Annotated in this window: 20 protein-coding genes and 1 riboswitch; of the genes, 15 read left to right on the forward strand and 5 right to left on the reverse strand. The window is 39.4% G+C overall.

What is annotated here, in order from left to right; translation table 11 throughout:
- Positions 1–35: 35 nt before the first annotated feature.
- Both thrS and BS34_RS0107620 read right to left on the reverse strand, forming a co-directional pair.
- Complete coding sequence (thrS, locus tag BS34_RS0107615) at positions 36–1,964, reverse strand: threonine--tRNA ligase (RefSeq protein ID WP_029407932.1); 1,929 nt, start codon at positions 1,962–1,964, stop codon at positions 36–38.
- A gap of 339 nt (positions 1,965–2,303) precedes the next feature.
- The gene (locus BS34_RS0107620; protein ID WP_029407933.1) at positions 2,304–3,179 is read right to left on the reverse strand and encodes an HDOD domain-containing protein; all 876 of its coding nucleotides are present in this window, start codon (positions 3,177–3,179) and stop codon (positions 2,304–2,306) included.
- A 239-nt stretch (positions 3,180–3,418) separates the two neighbouring features.
- A riboswitch (TPP riboswitch) is annotated at positions 3,419–3,532 on the forward strand.
- Between the two features lie 83 nt (positions 3,533–3,615).
- Here BS34_RS0107620 and BS34_RS0107625 point away from each other — a divergent pair.
- The 5 genes from BS34_RS0107625 to pnuC all read left to right on the forward strand — a co-directional run bounded on the left by BS34_RS0107625 (position 3,616) and on the right by pnuC (position 7,604).
- Positions 3,616–5,673 (forward strand): TonB-dependent receptor, encoded by a 2,058-nt coding sequence (locus BS34_RS0107625; RefSeq protein ID WP_029407934.1) that lies wholly within the window; start codon positions 3,616–3,618, stop codon positions 5,671–5,673.
- 63 nt (positions 5,674–5,736) lie between these two features.
- Positions 5,737–5,979 carry a hypothetical protein gene (locus BS34_RS0107630; RefSeq protein ID WP_029407935.1) on the forward strand — a complete coding sequence of 81 codons (243 nt, stop codon included), beginning with the start codon at positions 5,737–5,739 and terminating at the stop codon, positions 5,977–5,979.
- A gap of 69 nt (positions 5,980–6,048) precedes the next feature.
- Positions 6,049–6,681: a class I SAM-dependent methyltransferase gene (locus BS34_RS0107635; RefSeq protein ID WP_029407936.1), complete on the forward strand. Its 633-nt coding sequence runs from the start codon at positions 6,049–6,051 to the stop codon at positions 6,679–6,681.
- A 58-nt stretch (positions 6,682–6,739) separates the two neighbouring features.
- The gene (locus BS34_RS0107640; RefSeq protein ID WP_029407937.1) at positions 6,740–7,009 is read left to right on the forward strand and encodes a YkoF family thiamine/hydroxymethylpyrimidine-binding protein; all 270 of its coding nucleotides are present in this window, start codon (positions 6,740–6,742) and stop codon (positions 7,007–7,009) included.
- Positions 7,002–7,604, forward strand: coding sequence for a nicotinamide riboside transporter PnuC (gene pnuC, locus BS34_RS0107645; RefSeq protein ID WP_051640741.1), 603 nt, complete (start codon positions 7,002–7,004; stop codon positions 7,602–7,604). Before BS34_RS0107640 ends, pnuC begins: the two co-directional genes overlap by 8 nt.
- A gap of 18 nt (positions 7,605–7,622) precedes the next feature.
- Here the strand turns inward: pnuC and BS34_RS12615 are convergent, their stop codons facing one another.
- Complete coding sequence (locus BS34_RS12615; RefSeq protein ID WP_029407939.1) at positions 7,623–8,627, reverse strand: hypothetical protein; 1,005 nt, start codon at positions 8,625–8,627, stop codon at positions 7,623–7,625.
- A 213-nt stretch (positions 8,628–8,840) separates the two neighbouring features.
- Between BS34_RS12615 and BS34_RS0107655 the strand changes: the two genes are divergently transcribed.
- The 10 genes from BS34_RS0107655 (at position 8,841) to BS34_RS0107705 (ending at position 17,385) form a co-directional block, all read left to right on the forward strand.
- Positions 8,841–9,488, forward strand: coding sequence for a protein-L-isoaspartate O-methyltransferase family protein (locus BS34_RS0107655; RefSeq protein ID WP_029407940.1), 648 nt, complete (start codon positions 8,841–8,843; stop codon positions 9,486–9,488).
- A 485-nt stretch (positions 9,489–9,973) separates the two neighbouring features.
- On the forward strand, positions 9,974–11,431 hold the full coding sequence (locus BS34_RS0107660) for a c-type cytochrome (RefSeq protein WP_029407941.1): 1,458 nt from the start codon (positions 9,974–9,976) through the stop codon (positions 11,429–11,431).
- Complete coding sequence (locus BS34_RS0107665) at positions 11,431–12,681, forward strand: hypothetical protein (protein WP_029407942.1); 1,251 nt, start codon at positions 11,431–11,433, stop codon at positions 12,679–12,681. The genes BS34_RS0107660 and BS34_RS0107665 overlap by 1 nt, the downstream gene beginning before the upstream one ends.
- A gap of 60 nt (positions 12,682–12,741) precedes the next feature.
- Positions 12,742–13,125: a c-type cytochrome gene (locus BS34_RS12975; protein ID WP_158660990.1), complete on the forward strand. Its 384-nt coding sequence runs from the start codon at positions 12,742–12,744 to the stop codon at positions 13,123–13,125.
- Entirely contained in the window at positions 13,118–14,416 is a 1,299-nt protein-coding gene (locus BS34_RS0107675; RefSeq protein ID WP_038126319.1) for an FAD-dependent oxidoreductase, read from the forward strand. The genes BS34_RS12975 and BS34_RS0107675 overlap by 8 nt, the downstream gene beginning before the upstream one ends.
- Before the next feature lie 10 nt (positions 14,417–14,426).
- Positions 14,427–15,125, forward strand: coding sequence for a c-type cytochrome (locus BS34_RS0107680; RefSeq protein ID WP_029407945.1), 699 nt, complete (start codon positions 14,427–14,429; stop codon positions 15,123–15,125).
- Positions 15,126–15,378: 253 nt separating this feature from the next.
- Positions 15,379–15,660: a DUF3817 domain-containing protein gene (locus BS34_RS0107690; protein ID WP_029407946.1), complete on the forward strand. Its 282-nt coding sequence runs from the start codon at positions 15,379–15,381 to the stop codon at positions 15,658–15,660.
- A gap of 22 nt (positions 15,661–15,682) precedes the next feature.
- On the forward strand, positions 15,683–16,651 hold the full coding sequence (locus tag BS34_RS0107695; RefSeq protein WP_029407947.1) for an SLAC1 anion channel family protein: 969 nt from the start codon (positions 15,683–15,685) through the stop codon (positions 16,649–16,651).
- Positions 16,638–17,036, forward strand: a complete 399-nt coding sequence (locus BS34_RS0107700; RefSeq protein WP_029407948.1) for an acyl-CoA thioesterase — start codon at positions 16,638–16,640, stop codon at positions 17,034–17,036. Before BS34_RS0107695 ends, BS34_RS0107700 begins: the two co-directional genes overlap by 14 nt.
- Before the next feature lie 19 nt (positions 17,037–17,055).
- Entirely contained in the window at positions 17,056–17,385 is a 330-nt protein-coding gene (locus BS34_RS0107705; RefSeq protein WP_051640743.1) for a NifB/NifX family molybdenum-iron cluster-binding protein, read from the forward strand.
- Positions 17,386–18,046: 661 nt separating this feature from the next.
- Here the strand turns inward: BS34_RS0107705 and ilvC are convergent.
- Positions 18,047–19,063: a ketol-acid reductoisomerase gene (gene ilvC / locus BS34_RS0107710; RefSeq protein ID WP_029407950.1), complete on the reverse strand. Its 1,017-nt coding sequence runs from the start codon at positions 19,061–19,063 to the stop codon at positions 18,047–18,049.
- A gap of 133 nt (positions 19,064–19,196) precedes the next feature.
- A complete protein-coding gene (ilvN, locus tag BS34_RS0107715) occupies positions 19,197–19,688 on the reverse strand; it encodes an acetolactate synthase small subunit (RefSeq protein ID WP_029407951.1) in 492 nt (163 codons plus the stop codon).
- Position 19,689: the final 1 nt, after the last annotated feature.

A 19,689-nucleotide genomic window follows, 5' to 3' on the forward strand; every position in this document is an offset into this window, starting at 1 on the left:
CTTTTCAATGCATTTTTGTTCGAGCAAGATTATTTCTAATCTTCAATGACTCGACCAAGTTGTGCAATGTCTGTTGTTAACATACTAACAAGTGCTTCGAAATCATAAGATCCTAGGTTTTCTCCGTTTCTTGCACGAACATTGACAGTATCATTTTCCATTTCTTGGTCTCCTACAACCAAAATATATGGAACACGTTGCATTGTGTGTTCGCGAATTTTAAACCCTACCTTCTCATTTCTCAAGTCCGATTCGACTCTAAACCCATGTTTTTTCAATTTTTTAGTCATTTTAACCACATAATCACTGTGGACGTCGGCAATTGGAGCAATAACACATTGAACTGGAGCTAACCAAGTTGGGAAACGTCCTTCATAATGTTCAATTAAAATACCAACAAAACGTTCAAGTGAACCTAAAATTGCACGGTGAATCATAACAGGATGATGTTTTTCATTATCTTGTCCAATGTAAACAGCATTTAAGCGTTCTGCTTGAGTCATTGAAAAATCTAGCTGAATCGTTCCACACTGCCAAACACGACCAATACAATCTTTTAATTGAAATTCAATCTTAGGGCCGTAAAACGCACCTTCACCAGGCTGTAATTTATAATCAAGACCCGCATCTTTAAGAGTATCTTCAAGTGCTTTTTCAGCTAAATCCCATACCGCATCAGCACCTACTCGTTGCTCTGGGCGTGTTGAGAATTTAACCGCAATGTTATCAAATCCAAAATCAGCATAGGTTTCAAACACCAAATCAATACAGGCTTGAACCTCTTCTTTTATCTGTTCTTCTGTACAGAAAATATGAGCGTCATCTTGTGTAAACGAACGTACACGCATTAAGCCGTGTAATGTTCCAGAAGGCTCATTACGATGTACAGTACCAAATTCTGCTATTCGAATTGGTAAATCACGATAACTCGTTAAGTGACGGTTATATACCTGTATGTGTCCAGGACAGTTCATTGGTTTAACCGCATAATCACGGTTATCGGTTTCTGTCGTGAACATATTGTCTTTAAATTTATCCCAGTGACCTGATTTTTCCCATAGCGAGCGATCTAAAATAAATGGTGTACGAATCTCGTCATAGTCATTTTCAACTAACTGCCCACGCATATACTCTTCAACGATGCGGTATAAAGTCATACCTTTAGGATGCCAAAAAGCCATCCCTGGAGCTAAATCTTCAACATGAAATAAATCTAATGTTTTACCTAACTTACGATGGTCACGCTTTTCAGCCTCTTCCATCATATGTAAGTAATCTTTTAATGATTGTTTATCTGGGAAAGCCACACCGTAAATACGTTGCAGCATTTTGTTATCTGAATTACCACGCCAATAAGCTCCCGCCACATGGGTTAACTTAAGTGCTTTGATAAAACCCATGTTAGGAACATGAGGCCCTACGCACATATCAACGTATTCTTCGTGAAAATAAAATCCAAATTCTGTTTCATCTGGTAAGTCACGAATTAATTCTAATTTATAGTCTTCACCACGAGCCTCAAAGGTTGCGATGGCTTCTTCGCGTGAAAGCATTTTCTTAACAACAGCATATTTAGTTTTTGCTAAGGCTTGCATACGCTTTTCAATTTGCTTTAAATCGTCTGGCGTAATTTTGTAATCCATATCAATGTCATAATAAAAACCGTTATCAACAACCGGTCCAATTGCCATTTTTACATCGGGAAACAATTGCTTTAATGCATGCCCCAATAAGTGCGCACAAGAGTGACGCATAATATGAACGCCGTCTTCATCTCTCATGGTAACAATCTCTAACGATGCATCCTCTGTAATCAAGTCGCACGCATCTTTCAACTGGCCGTTAACACGCCCCGCTACCGTCGCTTTTGCAAGTCCCGTTCCAATACTTTCAGCCACTTGCATAACTGAAATAGCGTCGTCGAACTGTTTAGTAGAACCATCTGGTAACGTAATGATTGGCATCGATTTATTCTCTTATCTGTGATAATTACATCGTTAAAAAATTAAGCCCGCTATTTTAGCATTTTACTGACGTAAATAAATAAATTTTTAGCCCAGGCATAAAACTTTTATAACGCCTTAATCAATTAAAACTCAATTTAAAACCTTATAAACAAAAAAAGCACCAGGCCTGGTGCTTTAAATTAATGACTTAAAAGAATTAATATCAACTAAGAACTTTATACAAATCAAGCGTAAAACAAAATTTCAGTAAAACGGTTTAACTTTATTTAGGCAATAATCTTCTAAATTTCTTATACATTCACCAACTTTTGAAAAGCGCCTTTCATTAGAGACATATTACATCCCCATTGATTGAGCCTCATCAATCGCTTCATGAATTAATTCATCATAACTTTCAATTGCTAACCCAAAATACTCCAACGCATTTAATAATGCTTCTGAAGGTGCCTCGCGCTCTTCATCCGTAAGATCAGCTATTCCATTCTCATAACCTGCTCTAAAAACCCCTTGTTCTGATAAAAAGGTTAAATAGGCATTTGCCTGAAAAGCGGGTTCCGCTTTAGATGGAGTATGATGAAAAGCCACCCCCATAATCACACCTTTAGGAAACTTCCACTGTTGCAACAACCGAGCACTCATCAATGCATGATAAGTACCAAACACTTTGTTTTCAGACTGGGGTAGCTTATCTATTTGGTAATCAGCCAATCTAATGACCTCTAAATATTTCTCACGATCTTCAATGGCCAACAAGTAAATACCAATATCTCGCATTAACCCTGATAAAAAAGCCTCCCCTGTATCAATATGAAGGTTTTTAGCTAACTTTTGAGCCACAAACGCTGAAAGCATTGCGTGCTTCATAAAATGCTTTTCACTAAATGGTGGCTTGGATTTAAATGAAGATTTATAGTTGATAGCATGCGCCATCACACGAACATCTTTAATCCCAACCCTAACAATGGCTTCAGACAAATCTGCAATTGGCACCCCTGTTGAATATTTAGCCGTGTTCACCACACCAATTAAACCCGCGGCTAACCTAGGGTCTTGCGCAATAAGCTGAACAATATCTTTAAGCTCTAGGGCTTCATCACTTGAAATTGCACGCTCTAGCTTAACCAAGGCATCTGGAAAATGTGGCAAATCATCCAGAGCCTTAAGCCTTTCTATAATGGCTCGACTAACATTGGGGTTAGCTGTGGCTGACATAAAAAATCCTATATAAAATTTACTTAAAATTAGCGCTGGAGACAATAAAAACAGCCGTAAAAAAATACAAATAAATACAATTAATAAGAAATACTACCCACCTCTACAAACATCCGCAAGTTTATTCCTCTGTTTTTAACCCGAAATCAACCTAAAACTCCTAACACAGTAAAACCCCATTTTTTTATAAGCCTATAAAAATAAGATTGATTTTTAAGCGAAAACAGGCATAATAACTTGCAATTGCCTAGGGGTGGTTGCTTAAATTATTAAGTATGCCTGAGAGTTTTTTAAACAACCCTATGAACCTGATCCAGTTAATACTGGCGTAGGGACAGGCTGATTACAGGGACTGTTTGCCAAGTTTAAAAAACTTAGGCAGCTGCAAAAATTCCCTGTGAGTCCTGTCCTTTTAAACATTTTAAAAGGAACAAAAATGCTACAACGCAAGCCCCTTTCATTGGCCATCGGCCTCGCCCTCTCTCAACCTGCCATAGCGGCAACCGAACTAAAACCTGTTACGGTGAGTGCAGATTTACGCAACGCCTCTACTCAAGAAATTGCCGCGAGCGTCTCAGTGACCGAAGAACCTGAAATTTTAGACCAAGGTGCGGAGCACATTGAAGATATTCTACTGAAAACGCCAAATGTTAATATTTCTGGTGAATCTTCTCGTGCCAGACATATTCAAATTCGGGGTATTGGTGAAAGAAGTGAATATACTGGCTCACCAAATTCTAGTATCGGCTTTGCCATTGACGATATTGATTTTAGTGGTATAGGAATGACAGGTAATCTATTTGATACCAAACAAGTTGAAATACTTAGAGGCCCTCAATCAACTCGCTATGGCGCGAGTGCTTTGGGCGGTTTAATTAACATCCAAACCAACGATCCCCAAGCAGAAAGAGAAAGCTCGGTTGAAGCAACGGTTGGACAAGACAGCCTTCGCCAAGTGGGGATCATGACAACTGGGGCATTTTCGAAAGATGACAAGGCACCTCAATATAGAATCGCGATTCAAAAAACACAGGATGATGGTTTTCGACATAATGCCACCCTTGGGAAAAGTGATACCAACGGTCATGATGAATTAAATGCCCGAGCCAAGTTTCGTTTTTTTCCAGATGACGATACACAAGCTGACTTAACCTTGATGCACGCCAATCTAGACAATGGCTATGATGCTTGGTCTTTAGACAATACCTTGACGACGCTGTCAGATGAACCTGGAAAAGATACCCAAAGAAGTTCTGCGGCAGCATTCAAGTTAAAATCAAAGGCAAACCCCAACTTTTTAATTGAAAGCACCACCGCGATTGCAAATTCTGACATGTTATATAGTTATGATGGCGACTGGGTTTATCCGGGTTATCATACTACGGGAGACAACACCTACTTTTTTGCGAACGAAAAAGAACGTCAAACCCTCACTCAGGATTTAAGATTTGTCTCGACCCCTAAATCTCGAATTTTTAATCAAACAACAAACTGGTTAATTGGTTTTTATGGTTCCAAACTCGACGAAAACAATCACACAACAGACAATTACGGTACAAACTTAATCAGTGACTATACCTTAAATAAAATGGCGACTTATGGTCAGTTAGACATAGACTTTCAAAAAGGCTGGACACTTTCTCCTAGCCTTAGAATTGAAAAACAAAGCATGACCTATTCTGATAACAACAATGAAAACTATTCACCTGATGACGTGCTTTGGGGTGGCGGATTAAGTCTTAGCAAACAAATCGATAATCACAGCCAAGCCTATGCGAGCATTTCTCGTGGGTATAAGGCTGGCGGTTTTAACACCGGGTTAGCTCCAACAGAGAGCAACTTAATTCAGTTCGAAAGTGAAACCCTTATGAACTACGAAATTGGTCATAAAGCCAGCTTGTCCAACAACCAGCTAAAAACAAACATCAGCTTATTTTACATGGACAGACAGAACCCACAGTTTGATGGCTATACATACGTTGGTACTAACTATGTTTTCTATAAAGAAAATTTTGATTCTGCTACCAACTATGGTTTAGAAGCAAGTATAGATTGGACACCCAAACCCAATTACAAAATTTTTGCCGCTTTAGGCTTGTTACAAACTGATATCAAAGGCACTTCAAAATCTGGCGTTCTGACAGAAATATCTGATAGAGACCAAGCCCACGCCCCCAGTTATCAATATACACTTGGCGCACAATATAGAGGCAACCAAGGCATTTTCCTTAGAGTCGACACACAGGGCATGGACAGTTTTTATTTCAGCAACTCCCATCCTGAAAAGTCTTCTGCCTATGCCATTTACAATGCAAGAGTGGGCTATGAAGGAAATGACTGGGAAGTTTACCTCTGGGGCAAAAACTTAACTGACGAGCGTTATGCGACTAGAGGTTTTCATTTCGCCAATGAACCGACTTATAGCATAGAAGAAACCTATATAAAATTAGGTGACCCTAGACAATTTGGAATCACGGCTAGAGCCTTCTTCTAAACAAGGTTATTTAAATATTAAAAAATCACCAATTAAGGTGATTTTTTATTTCAGGATGCCCCCATGAAAATTTCTGTTGAAATTAGCTATTACCCGTTACGCCAGGAATATCGTCAACCTATTTCAGAGTTTTTAACTCGCTTAAGTCAACACCCTTCGCTTGAAGTGGAGTATGGCAAGATGAGTAGTTTTATTTTTGGGGATTATGGTGTCATCATGCCCTTATTAGAAGCTGAAATGGGCAAGACTTTACGGGTGATACCCAAAAGTGTTTTTGTGATTAAGCTGTCTGGCGGGTGTCACTAAGAGACCTTTACACGAGAATATGCTCGTGCAAAGATCTCTAGATTTTTCCCTAAAATTTAGGAGTACATGATGCCAAATACCCAAGGATATGAAGCCAATGCTTCGAGTTATGATGCTTGGTTTGATGAAAACCCAGCGCTTTATCAAGCGGAAATTGATGCTTTAAAAAGATTGCTTCCATCTGGCAAAGGAATTGAAATTGGCGCCGGTAGCGGGCGTTTTACCCTGCCACTTGATATTCGCACCGGGTTAGAACCGGCTGATGCCATGCGTGAAATAGCAATAAACCGCGGGCTAAATATGGTCAAAGGGGTGGCGGAAACCTTACCTTTTGAGGACAATGAATTCGATTTCGCTGTCTTTGTGACCTCGACTTGTTTCTTGGACCAACCTGAAAGGGCTTATCAAGAAGCGGCCAGAGTCATTAGCGACCAAGGTGCGATTGTGATTGCCTATTTAGAAAAAAACTCTGAATTGGGCAAACTCTATGAAGCCAATAAGCACAATGATCCCTTTTTTTGTGACGCCACTTTTTATGGCTTTAACGACATCAGCCAATTTTTAAAGGCCGCTGAATTTGAAATCATGGAATCGGTGCAGACTGTGTTACCCTCTTCAGACAAACACGCCCCCACCGATATTTTACCTGGCCATGACCAAGGCACCTTTGTCGTCGTGAAGGCGCAAAAATTAAAAATTTAACCTTCTGAGATTAAACTTCTAAAAGACAAAAAGTCTAATAAAAATAAAGAGAACAAATATGAAAACCTCTGTAGATATTAGTATGTACCCTCTCCGTGAAGAATACTGCCAACCGATTATCGATTTTATCGATGCATTAGAACAACATCCTAATGTTTCTGTACAACGTAACAGTATGTCAACTCATATATACGGAGAATACCAAGATGTGATGAGCACGCTTAATACTGAAATTTTAAACGTATTAGAACAAATTCCTGAAACCATTTTTGTTATTAAGTTAATTGGTACTGACCGTGAAAAGGCAGTAATTGATTCTTGTGGATAATTCATTACTCACTGCAATCATTGAAGCGGCTTTAGCTCAATCGGGTTGGGAATGGTTAGCAGCAAGCTTGGGGATTTTATATGTCATTTTAGCGGCTAAAGAGTCTATTTGGTGTTGGCCTGCGGCTTTAGCTAGCACGGTTATTTATACGGTATTGTTTTGGGAAGGCCAACTTCCTATGCAAGCCCTTTTGAATTTTTACTATATGGCGATGGCGGTTTATGGCTTTATTTTATGGAGAAAAAATGGGCAAGAAGATAATACGGTTGAGATTAGTCGTCGTCCTTTAAAGTTTCATATTATCTACATTCTATCAGGCCTGGTAACTTCTGGATTAATTGGCTATTATTCAGCTTCTTTTGCGGATACTCGGTTACCTTATTTAGATGCCATTGTTATGGTGTTTTCAGTCATGACAACCGTACTTATGGCTCGTAAGGTGATTGAAAATTGGATTTATTGGATAGTGATTGATAGTTTTGCTATTGCACTTTACTGGCAGACAGGATTTTATGTCACCATCATTATGTTTGGCGTATATCTAATACTTGCTGTTTATGGGTATTTAAACTGGAAGAAACTGCAAATTCATTAAATATCAACCTAAAGCCACTTAGCCGTGATTTCCATTAAAAAAACACGGCTGAGCCATCCATTTTTCAATATCTTCTTCACCTAAAACATTCATTAAAAATAATAACACTCTATAAACGTTTCGTACCTCAGTTAAATCAGGAATATAAGCCTTGTCGTTCATTGCTTTAGCATACTGCTCAACAAATATTGTTAACTGCTCGGTCGTTAATAAATATTCTAAAATAATAAAATCTAATTCTATCGGAGCAAACACGAAACAATCTAAATCGTAGATACCCTTTACAACCCCATTTTCTTCAGCAAACTGATCCCATCTCAAATCCATCATTAACGGTACAATTTTACTTAACGATATATTACTAACCCCTTCTATAGACTCTTTTATATATCCTGCCTTTTTTGATGTCGAATCAAAATTATCATTTAGCGAGTTAGCCAGCTTATTAATTGTGAGTTTTATACGTGCTTGCCAATCTTCTAATTGATTACGAGTGTTTGCTGAATGTTCTCTACTTGAAATCAAACCAATATTTTCGACTGCATGGCTATGCGAGTCAGCCATAAATTGGCTCAATTGTTTGACCGTATCATTATTCACCCTAGTACCCGATAAAAATTCTCCAGGAAGTTTTTCCAAAACCACCGCACAGGCTTGTTTGCTATTTAGAGAATCGAAGACACAAGGAATACGTAAATGAGTAATTTGCGACAAATATGGATAACTAAAATGCGCATTTTGGTAGGACTGACACAAAGTCAAACCAAATAACGCATCCATACCCAACCAAAAATCAGTCGCCGTAGCTTGCTTGTTATAAGCTTTAACAACGGCAGACTTCACACCTTTCAATCTATCAATATATTCAAGCCCCTCTATTAACCAAATATCACTACTACTGTCTTCATACAGGCCTGGTAGTTTTTGCATTTTTTCAAGTTTTTGATAAGGTTTTAAATCAGACTCTTTATAGCTTATAAAAGGTGATTTTTGATTTTTATAATCAATATAGTTTTGGTTCAATTTAACCGTCTCTTAATATATTTTGAATAGGTAATTTGGTCATGATACCCATAAAAACATCTATTTTATAGAGAATACGATGGTAATTCATCTAACAAACATTTATAAAATTGACGTAATTAGATATAATCATTCGGTTTTAATTTTAAGGTTACTTTCAATCAACCGATTAACCTTGCACCATAAAAAAAGATTAACTAAAGGATATACACAATGAATCTAGATCAAGCGCGCTTTTTCATGGTAGAACAGCAAATCCGCCCTTGGGATGTTTTGGACCCTAAAATCCTAGATTTAATCATGGATATTCCTCGTCACCTATTTGTAGAAGCTGGCAATGAAGAACTTGCCTATTCAGATATTGAGCTCCCTATTGGTCATGAACAATTCATGATGGCGCCTAAGATTGAAGGCCGTCTGTTGCAAGCTCTAGATATTGATGAAGATGATTGTGTCTTAGAAATTGGTACAGGCTCTGGTTACTTAACAGCTCTCATGGCAAATTTAGGTAAATCAGTTACCAGTGTCGAACTATACGAAGATATTTTAAATCATGCAAAAACCCGATTAGCGAGTTACCAAAACATTGAGCTCCTGTCTGGTGACGCCGCTAATGGCTGGGAAGATGGACACAAATACGATGTTATCGTACTAACAGGTTCAACCCCTACTGTTCCACAAAGCTACAAAGAACAACTTAATTTGGGTGGTAGACTTGCCATTGTTACAGGTAATGCCCCAGCAATGACCGCTCAAGTCATTACTCGTATTAGCGACCAAGAGTGGGAAACTGAAACCTTATTTGAAACAGATTTAAAACCATTAATTTCATCCCACTCTAATTCAAAGTTTACTTTTTAAATAAAGTTTACTTTTTAAACATGAAACAGTTTTTATTTAAACCTATAGTACATTACCCAAATATATTTAGACCTTTTCAAGAGCTGATGAATGAATAAAAAGGCTATCACTCAAAAAGGCTATTAACCTCTAACTTCAGCCTAAAAAATCCGCCCAATAGTTGCGGACTTTTTAGGCTAAGTCTAAACATTTTTTCACCTTTTGTTTACAATTCCTACTCAAAAAAAGACTTCATATCAAAGATTTACAATCAAGTTACCTTTCGTTGATTTCAATACACTAAATTCAATTAACAATCTCAAAACTCGTGATTTTTTCGCATCACTCTTAAAATATAATGACTAAAAATCAACATCATAAGTATTTTAATATCATCAACAATAAATTTTTTTGAATTTTATTTTACCATTTAGTTCCTTACAATCAGCGCCTGACATAAATTTAGTTTATGCTACATAAACCCCATTAATAATAAGGAAATTCACATGGATTTGATTAGTCTTTATCCTACGTGGTTTGAACCGACTGTTGGTTCTGGCTGGGTTGTCGCGCTGATTGCAACATTCCACGTACTTGCCTCTCACACATCAGTGGGTGCAGCTCTATTGTTTGCGTATCTCTCTCATAAAGCTTACCGAGAAGATCGTGATGACCTGATTGATTTTATTAAGAAATACGGTCTTTTCTTAATGGTCTTTACCTATGTTGCCGGTTCGATTACGGGCCCAGGCATATGGTATTCCACTACTGTAGCCAGCCCGAATGGAATTGGCGCCTTAATTCATTCGTTCGTTTGGAAATGGGCGACTGAATGGGTCTTCTTTGTTATCGAGGTTGTCGGTGTTTACATGATTGTGTATCTCGTCGGTAAAGTCGATAAGAAAACCCATATGAAAATTTCTGTAATTTTCGGTATTTCATCCTTTGCCACCATGATTATCATTGTGGGTATTCTGTCTTTCATGATGCTGCCTGGAAAAGAACAATGGTTTACGGAAGGCGGTTATCTAAACGGTTTCTACGGCACAAATACCTTTATTCAAATGGGGATGCGTGTCGCCTTTATGTTCACCATGACGGCAGTTGTCGGTGGAATCGTTGTCGCAGGCATTAAAGACCCTGCATTTAAGAAAGAGATGGCTCGTAAATTGGGTTGGTTAGGGATTGTTTCAACGGTGACCGGCGCCCTTTTATTCCAATGGTATTTAACCGCCGTGCCTGATCAAGCTTTATTGGTGATGGAAAACCGTCTACCAAGCTATTTTGTGCCCAGTATTATGGCTGTATTAGCAGGAACCTTAACCTACTTTGTGATTACCATGCTTCGCCCTCAAGTCTTGATTGAAGGCTTTGCCGGTGCAATGACCGTGATTATTCTGGTTGCCGGTTTATGGCCTGAAGAAACGGCTCGTGAATCTATGCGTAAACCTTGGGTTGCGGGTCAGTATGTTTACTCTAACCAGGTGATTGGTAGAGACGTGCCAGGTATGAACATTAAATCACAATTGCCCACCATTGAAAAAGTTGGGATTTTAAAAGCCCACCCTTTTACGCCTGACGCTCTAAAAACGGTGACTGCTGATAATAAAATCCAAGCAGGTCAATATATCGCGATGGTTTACTGCTCTAATTGTCACTCACCGAGTAAAACAGGGATTCGTCCTCTTCACCGTTACTTCCAAGAAGGCATTACACAAGCACGAATGGAAAACTATGTTAAGGGTGTTTTAACAACGGGTAATATCGCTTATATGCCTAAAATGCCAATGCTGGATTCAGAAGTCGAAGCATTGTCAGCTTATTTAGTCATGAATAAAAATCAAGGGCAAGGTGCTGTCGTTGCTGCTATCAAGCAAGAAGTGAACGACCGTAATCGTGCATTGGCTGAAAAAATGTCAATGGATAAAGTTGCCTCTGCAAATATCTCACAGGAGGTGAAATAATGGATGCTTCTCAAGTCACTCAGGTCACTGATATGCTTTACGCCCTGCGTAATCCAGCAGGTGTCCCCACTTACCCCATTCTTTTTGTTGGGTTAGGGGTACTCACGTTTGCGTTACATATTTTATTTGTTCAACTCATGTTAGGAACTTCAGCCATTACCATTTTTGGCGCCTTTAAAAATGATGCAAAATGGCGTCGTTTAGGGGCCGCAATGCTAGAAATTTCTAAGATTTCCGTTTCGGTAGCCATTGTTATTGGCGTGGCACCCTTGCTGTTTGTGCAAGTGGTGTATGACCCAAACTGGTATGCCTCTAACGTTTTATCAGCGGTATGGGTCATCGCGTTTATCGTTATTCTTATCTTTGCCTACTGGGCGATGTATGGTTATTACTTCATGAATAGCAAAGAAAAAGATAAAACCAAAGAACCTAAAGGTAAGGCTTGGATGCTGATTAGTGTTGCCTTGTTGCTAACGGTTGGGTTTATTATGCACAGCCTATCATCACAAATGTTGCATCCTGAACTTTGGAAAGACTGGTACCAACAAAATGGCGTGCTTGATTATTCTGGTACAAAATTACATGCATATAACTTATGGCGTTTTGCATTCTTTATCAGCATGGCGATTCCTGTGGTAGGTGGCATGTTGGTTACTTATCGTCGCTTTAAAATGGTACGTGCTGATGCCGATATGGAATACCTAGACTTTGCTGCCAATGTGGGTAAAAAATGGATTGCCATTGGTTCGGTTATTGCCTTCGTTTTTTATGTTGCATGGATGATGACGGTTCCTGAAACAGCAGGGAATTTTGCCACGTCTCTTTGGGGAATCTTAGGCGGTGTTGCTGTGCTTCTACCTGCTATTTGGTCAGCCATTCGTCTTAATGGTAGCTCATACAACATGTGTAGTTACATGGCGCTGCCAATTGCATTGGTCGCTGGCTTAACCATTGCAATCGTTCGCGAAATGCTACGTTACGACATCCTAAATGGTTTCTTCCACTACGATTTCATGGATTATAAAATTGTAATGGACTGGTATTCAACAGGAATGTTCTTCTTAACCTTTGCCATTGTGGGTGGCGTGGTACTTTCTTACTTCCTAACCGTTGCTTGGAAAGCCGGTCAAACGGTGGGTGTCTATACACCAAGTGCCTTTGTTAACAGACTGGGAACGCTTTCCATCTGGATTGTTGCCCTTTGGGTATTGCAGTTCTTTGTTGTTGGTTTTTATGTGTGGGCAAGATAGGAAAAGGAACGGATTATGAAAAAATTACTATTATTAAGTGCCGTGACTGGTCTTACTTGCATGCTGCAAGCACCGGCTAGCTTTGCGCTAACGGGCGGCATTTCTGCAGAAGAAAACGCAAAGCTACGCGCTGAATACCCTATGCCTTCAGCAGAAATGCTGGGCGATAACTGTTCAGCATGCCACGGGACTAACGGCGCAGAATTTAATGAAGCCATGCCGCCTCTAGCCGGTATGGACAAGAACAACTTCATCAAATTGATGAAAGAATATCGTGAAAATAAGTTTCCATCGATTGTGATGCATGACGTCGCCCACGTTTTTTCTGATGAAGAGATTGAGGCAATGGGAGATTTCTTTGCCAAGCAAAAACCTGAACAATGGACTCGTCCAGATTGGAACAAGTCAATCAAGCAGCATGCAGAGGAGCACAGTCATGAATAAAATAACACGACGCGACCTGATTAAACTTTTTGGTACCACAGCCTTGAGTACTGGCTTAATGGGTGCATCAAGCTTGGCCTTTGCCAGTAAAAGTGCACACATTGTTATTGTTGGAGGTGGTGTGGGGGGTGCGGCTTCCGCCAAATATATGCGATTACTTAACCCTGACGTTCGCATCACCATTGTTGAACCAGAGCCAAAATACATTTTTTGTCCAGGCAGTAATGAAGTGGTTGCAGACTTTGATACTCTTGAAAGTCTAACGGTTGATTTCAACACCTTGAAATCACGCTATGCGGTCAATATCATTCAAGATCGAGCGACTGAAATTGATTATGCGGCCAAAAAGCTGAAACTCGCCAAAGGAGATGTTTTATCTTACGACAAGCTAATCGTCTCTCCTGGCCCAGACTTTAAATATGATGCCGTTGAAGGCTTCAGTAAACAATTGGCAGAAGGCAACTTCCCTGCCGCTTGGCACGCTGGACCACAAACACTGGTATTAAGAGATCAAATTAACGCGCTTCCACAAGGTGGCACCGTGTTGATTACTTCACCGGTTGACCCTTATCGTTGCCCTCCCGCCCCTTACGAGCGTGCCTCTTTTATCGCTAATAAATTAAAAACCGTCAACCCAACGGCTAAGGTGATTATTTTAGATTCAAAAGATGACTTTATTTTCCATGACGTCTATCTTGATTACTGGGAAAAAATGCATGGACTAGGCACTCCTGATGCGCGCATCGAATGGATTTCTAAAAAATCGGGTGGTCATGTCACCAAATTAGATACCAAAAACCGTACCCTAACAACGGCTAACGGACAGGTTCACAAAGGGGATGTCATTAATATCATCCCACCAGAAATGGCCGGTTCTTTCGTGCGAATGAATGGCTTGTCTGAAGGTGATTGGGCACCATTTAACTCAAAAGACTTCTCAACTAAACGGGATAAAGACGTGTATATCATTGGGGATTCCGCCGCCGCTGACCCCATGCCTAAAACAGGCTATATTGCCAGTAACCAAGCCAAGGTCGTCACTAAAGCAATTCACGCTGAATTGACAGGCAAAGATATTGGAACGCCGTTTATTACCAATAACTGTGTGGCGTTGGCTGCAGACGATTGGGGAATGACCGTTGCAGAAACTTTCCGATATGCGGGGAACAACAAGCCTTTTGAAGAAAGCTATATCATGTCTGATCCGACAAAAAACCCATTTTATCGTCATATTCGTGCTGAAGTGGCGAAAAACTGGCAACGTACTTTCCGTAAAGACATCTATAGCTAAGGAGCACAAAATGAAGAAAACTTTATTAATTAGTGCCTTAGCACTCACAACTGGGTTTACCCAATTAGCATCTGCCAATGAACACGCCGCGCCACAAGCGCAAGCATGGACATTACAACAGTGGCACCAAACACAAAATAATATTCCTAATGGAAATATTTCAAAAGGGGCAGAATTACATAAACAAGCCTTGTGTATGACTTGTCACGGTGAAAACGGTGTCGCCCCCTCACGTAATGCGCCAAGCCTTGCAGGGAACAACATTGACTACACCTTTAAAACCTTAAAGGACTATCAATCTGGTTTACGTAATGAAGGTCATGGTAAATCTGCAGTGATGATTGCCGCAGCCCAAAGTTTGACACAGCAGGATATGGCTGACTTAGCCTATTTTTATGCCGAACAAACTTTGCAGTCTAAAGCGCCAGCACAGGCTTTATCCTCTTCAACTGAGCGTTTGGTCAGAAAAGGCGATGTGAAAAGAATGATTACACCCTGCGCATCCTGCCACGGTGTTCATGGTGAAGGTAATGAAATCACACCTGCTCTCGCGGGACAGACTGCCCATTACTTTATTCGCACCATGAAAGCCTATAAAATCAAACATCGTACCAACGATATTAACCAAGGTATGGGGCAGTTTACCCATGACTTAACCGATGAAGAAATCCATGCACTTGCGGATTACTATGCATCTCTAAGTAAATAAAAGGACAAGGTTATGAATGGTATCAAAGCAATTATTTGGGGTCTAATATTAACGTTTGGTTCAATTGCATTAATGTGGTGGTTAAGTACCATGACGGTAGTTGCAGTTTAAATTTATTTACACTCGCTTCAACTAGACTCTCCTAAAAGTCGCCTCTCAGAACAACTGTTTTGAGAGGTTTTTTTGGTTATAACCCCTGATAATGCCTTTCTAATCATAAGGTTATTAAACGATTTACAAACATGAGAATCCTATGAAAACATTAAGAACCTTATCCTTACTTGAAGGCTCATCCCTCTTACTACTCCTGTTCATTGCCGTTCCTTTAAAACGGATGTTAGACATGCCAGAAGCCGTATCCATAATTGGACCAATCCACGGTATATTGTTTATAGTCTTTAATTTAACAATCGTTATTGCAGTGGCTAAATCTCAACTAAAAGCAAGCCATGGCTTAATAGGTTTCATCGCTTCACTCATCCCATTTGGTAGTTTTGTCTTTAAAGCAAAACTACTAAACAAAACGCAGTATTAAGAACTTTAACAAAGGAAGAAACATGATTGAAAGATTACAAAACCTAGCCTACTTTCCTGCTAGTTTTTTTGGCATGATTATGGGGCTAACAGGCTTAAGCATTGCCTTTATAAGCTTAGCTCAAGTTTATGAAACCACGGCAATATTTTCTAAAATTTCATTCGTATTTACTTTAGTGTTAATGGTGATTTTAATTTTAATGTACAGCTATAAAGTCATGCGCTTTCCTAAAGAAGTCATTGCTGAATTAGAACACCCTGTTAAAATGAACTTTGTTCCAACAATCAGCATTAGCTTATTGTTATTGAGTATCGCTTTTTATGCTTTGGGTTACATTGAAATATCTCAATACACATGGATTATCGGGGCAGCATTACAACTTTCACTAACCTACTGGGTACTTTATAACTGGGTACATCATGACTTCTTTACGCCAGAGCACTCTAACCCGGCCTGGTTCATCCCAATTGTTGGTAACATCATTGTGCCAATTGCTGGTGTTCACCATGCTCCCATTGAATTAAGTTGGTTCTTTTTCTCTATCGGAATCATTTTTTGGCTGGTTGTTAAGTCAATATTAGTGAATAGAATTATTTTTCACGCCCCCATACAAGAAAGATTAATTCCAACACTATTCATCTTTATTGCACCGCCAGCGGTTGGATTTATCTCCTACTTAGCGTTAAACAATCACGAACTTAATCAGTTTGGAATGGTCTTATACTTTTTTGGCTTATCTATGACTTTACTCATGATGGTATCAGTTGGAAAATTTATTAAACTGTCATTTGCTTTGTCCTGGTGGGCATATACCTTCCCCTTAGCAGCAATGGCAATTGCCAGTTATAAAATGGCGCAAGTCGCACATTCCAATTTTTATCTTTATATCGCCATAGCCATCCATGTAGTGCTGTTTGTTTTAATTCTCAACTTCTTAGCTAAAACGGTAAAAGCCGTATATCTGAAGCAGATTTGTAATGACAAACACTAATATATTCAGTTTAAAAATGGATGCTCGGGACCATGAATGTGATATTCAAGGCGTGGTGAACAATGCTCATTATCAGCACTATTTTGAGCATGCTCGCCACCGTTTTTTACTGCATCACAATATTGATTTTGCAGTGTTAGCGAAACAAGGTATCTATCTAATGGTCGCAAAAATAGAGATTGAATATAAAGCCTCCTTAAAAGCGCATGATCAATTTCAAATTACCGTTGAGCCAGAAAAAATATCTCGGTTAAAAGTTTGTTTTCTACAGAAAATATACAACACACAAACACAGGCACTGATGGCGATTGCAAAAACTACCGTTGTTACCATAGGTAATGACAACAAACCACTTCGCAACAGCCCTCTAGACGCACTGTTCTAAAATACACAAGGATATAAATATGAAAATAGCTATCACAAGCCCTAATGCAAAAACAATCGCAGGTCATGCAGGTAAATGCCCTGGTTATTTAATTTTTGAAGTTGAAGATGGTGAAATTATGAATCAGTACCATATTAAGCTTAGTAAAGAACAAGTATTCAAAAATTTTTCAGGCCCTTTATCAAAGAACCCTCAACATCCTTTAAACGGTATTAACGCCTTTATCACCCAAGGCTTAGGAGACGGTTTAAAACAACGTTTGGCTAAAGATCAAATTAACGCCTATACAACCGAGTTAACCAACCCTGAAGAAGCGGTTCAAGCTGTCATTAACTGCTTCCATTCATAGAATACTCCAACCTTACGCCCTCGCTATAATCATTTGAACTACTTATTCAGCACCAGGCCTAATGACTCTTTAAAACAAGGAAAGCCAGCAAAATACTGGCTCCTGTGCCTAAAAAGGAAATAGTTTATTCTAGTTCAATGCACTTGCTGAGTGCAGTGTACTTTGTATACCGACTCAGAAAAAAACGCAAAAATCAGGTACAAAAAAACCGGCGAAAGCCGGTTCTCTTTTACTAAAGTTTTTAGCGACCGTTTTTGTCAAGGTCAAGGCGGTTAATGCTAAAGCTTAGTAAACTAAGTGACGCTTAAAACAACGCAGAAATTCGCAAAACAAGCAGGCTTGTCAATTTTCAAATCCTAACCACAAGGCAATAAAAAACCCCATAAACCTAAAAGATTTACAGGGTTTTAAAACAAACCATTTTTAGCGAGCGTTTTTGTCAAGGTCAAGGCGGATTCTAACGAAGTTTACAACAAGTAAACGAGTTTGAATCCAACGCAGAGATTGGCAAAACAAGCCCATAAAAACAAAAAAGCCAGCGTAAAGCTGGCTCTTAATCAAAAAGGAATTAGTTTGTTCGAGTTCAAGGCGCTTTCTGGGGAAGTGTACCTAAAGTACACGACTCAGGAAGCAACACAGAAATCGAACAAACTAAACCTTTTTAGTTTTTGTCTTGGTCTACGATTTTATTACTCGCAATCCAAGGCATCATGCCACGAAGTTTCTTACCAACTACTTCAATGCCATGCTCAGCGTTGTTACGACGCGCAGCAGTCATTGATGGGTAACCAGACTGGCCTTCAAGAATGAATTGCTTAGCGTATTCACCTGTTTGAATATTTTTAAGTGCTTGACGCATTGCCGCACGAGACTCATCGTTGATAACCTGTGGACCAGTAACATACTCACCATACTCAGCGTTGTTTGAGATTGAGTAGTTCATATCAGCAATACCACCTTCGAACATTAGGTCAACAATCAACTTAAGCTCGTGTAAACACTCGAAGTATGCCATTTCTGGTTCATATCCAGCTTCAACAAGTGTGTCAAAACCAGCTTTAACAAGTTCAACAGCACCACCACACAGAACCGCTTGCTCACCAAATAAGTCAGTTTCACACTCATCACGGAAAGTGGTTTCGATGATACCTGTACGACCACCACCAATACCTGAAGCATAAGATTGAGCGATTGCTTTAGCATTACCAGAAGCATCCTGCTGTACGGCGATAAGATCAGGAATACCACCACCACGAACAAATTCTGAACGTACTGTGTGACCAGGAGCTTTTGGAGCAACCATGATTACATCTAAATCTTTACGAGGAACCACTTGGTTATAGATGATTGCAAAACCGTGTGCAAAAGCTAAAACAGCACCTTGCTTGATGTTAGGCTCAATTTCTTCTTTGTAAAGAACTGATTGGAATTCATCTGGAGTAAGAAGCATAACAACGTCAGCACCTGCAACCGCAGTAGCAACGTCAGCAGTCTTTAGACCGTAACCTTCTGCTTTAGCGATTGATGAAGAACCTGCACGAAGACCAACAGTGACATCAACACCAGAATCTTGTAGGTTAGCTGCATGAGCGTGACCTTGAGAACCGAAACCAATGATAGCTACTTTTTTACCTTGAATGATTGATAAATCGCAGTCTTTATCGTAATAAACTTGCATTGTTATATCCTTACTTTAATTGCACACCTTTAAAAAGGTATTGCTTGTTACTAATTAATATTTACTTTTAAAATTAAAAAATTGAGGGTTTGAAATGCCCATTAAAGTTATGCGGGCATTATCAACGACTTAGCTATACGTGTAAACACTTTTCTCCACGTAAAACGCCAACAGTACCTGAACGTACCGTTTCTAAAATCAACACAGGATCAATTGCACTGATAAAAGCATCTAACTTTTTAGATTCACCCACCATTTGCACGGTGTAAGTGGTTGCCGTTACATCCACGATATCGCCTCTAAAAATATCTGCTAAACGTTTGTACTCATCACGCATTTGACCTGTTGCAGAAAGTTTAATTAACATGAGTTCACGCTCAATGTGCGCTCCTTCCGTTAAATCTAGTACTTTTATAACATCAATTAAGCGGTTCAAGTGTTTAACAATCTGCTCAATCTGAGCCGCCGTTCCACTCGTTACTAACGTTAATCGAGAGATTGAATCGTCTTCAGTTGGTGCAACAGTTAACGCATGAATGTTATAGCCGCGTGCTGAAAACAGACCGGAAACACGAGACAACGCTCCTGATTCATTTTCCATTAACATTGAAATAATATGTTTCATT

The organism is Thiomicrorhabdus sp. Milos-T2, assembly GCF_000702325.1.
GTDB lineage: Bacteria > Pseudomonadota > Gammaproteobacteria > Thiomicrospirales > Thiomicrospiraceae > Thiomicrorhabdus.